Source organism: uncultured Campylobacter sp., from assembly GCF_937949835.1.
Lineage (GTDB): Bacteria > Campylobacterota > Campylobacteria > Campylobacterales > Campylobacteraceae > Campylobacter_B.
Genome location: NZ_CALEDC010000034.1, coordinates 1 through 1462, shown reverse-complemented (window position 1 = coordinate 1462; position 1462 = coordinate 1). Strand labels below are relative to the sequence as shown.

2 protein-coding genes are annotated in these 1462 nt (G+C 34.7%); both read right to left on the bottom strand.

The features are described from left to right. The coding region (locus tag Q0256_RS00760) for a hypothetical protein (RefSeq protein ID WP_297959127.1) at positions 1-695 on the bottom strand (695 nt) is incomplete at its 3' end. A 41-nt stretch (positions 696-736) separates the two neighbouring features. Then, on the bottom strand, positions 737-1462 hold a 726-nt coding region (locus tag Q0256_RS00755), incomplete at its 5' end, for a hypothetical protein (RefSeq protein WP_297959125.1).

Genomic DNA, 1462 nt, shown 5'->3' with positions numbered 1-1462 from the left:
GCTAAGAAATACTCTTTCAATTCAAAATATATCGAATTTTTAAATATCGGTATTAAATAATATCTAGAGCAAGCAAATAAGCCGATATGTCCATAATGCGGTTCGCCAACTCTCAATGCAGGAAAAAGCGAAAATCTCCTATCGCCGCTCTTTCCCAAAACAAGACAAAAGATAAATTTTACTAATATATTGCCCACAAACTGAAACAAAACAAAGCTCAAAAACCAACGAACAACTACAAGATCAATCGTCATGAAAACCAAGCATAGCAATACCGCCATAAACATATATAGCAATCCTCTTTTTCCTTTAAAATTTCCTATAAAAAAGGACCAATCCATATTATGCTGCAAATTTTCACATTGCTCGACATACGCGATTTTATCTTTTTCGTAAAATTCTATTTGATTGTTTTTAAGCTGTATCATCGGTCTCTCTTTTCTATAATCTATAAGCTCCGGCAATATAATAAATAGTGATAAAAATGATAGAAACAAAATCATGTATATACTGTCCTTGACGCTATAATCCACTGCGTCGCTGGTTTTCCAATCGAAATTTACGATTATGGCAAATACGCCGCCTATAAAAAGAGAGAAAGCCATTAATAGCTTTTGATATAGATATTCGTAGTTTTTAAGAATTATCGGATATTTGTCGTAATCTCTTGTTTGCTGTTTATTAAAATTTTCCATTTATCAGTACTTTTTATAAAATCAGCTTATTTCCTTGCTTTTTAATTCGCCTTATGATATCTCTTTCTAAATTTAAATTTTCTAAATTTTACCTTTTTGCTAAATACCGACAAGGTGCGCGGGACGCTATCCAAATCTATATGCGTTTTGCGCATAAAATACTCTTTTAATTCCAGATACTCTTTTTCGCTATAAATCAAAACATTTATAATTCTAAGATCGCCCGTTTCGCCGTATATCACAAGCCGGTCATAGATGCCTAAGCATCTGAAACTGCCATTTTTAAGATGCATCAATATACCCGCTCCGAATAGGCTAATTGCTATCATCGAAATTAGCGCGATCATTGCATGCATTCTGCGCATAACGTATGCGCCCAAAGGCCAAAGCGACAAAAACATCATTTCAGGTATGCTTATCCTCTGCCGCCGGTCCCAGCGCGGATCAAAACTGATCGCAACGGCGCCGATTTGTTCAAGTTTCAAAGATTTATAAGCTTTATCTTCTTTGTAATATTTGATATCCGAATCGTTAAATACGAAATAGACGCCCTTTTGTTGCTTTCGCCTGATAAAAAACATTACCAAAGCGAAAGGGAGTAGTCTAAAATTTTTAGGCTCAATGGGGTTTACTACGGTAACGACCGAGATGAAGAATAAGCATCCTATGAGCGTAGCAATCGTGGAATATTTCATATAGTCGTAAAAAGCATAGTCTTTTATTATTATCGGATTTTTGTCGTAATCTCTGGCGTTTTGTTTATTATA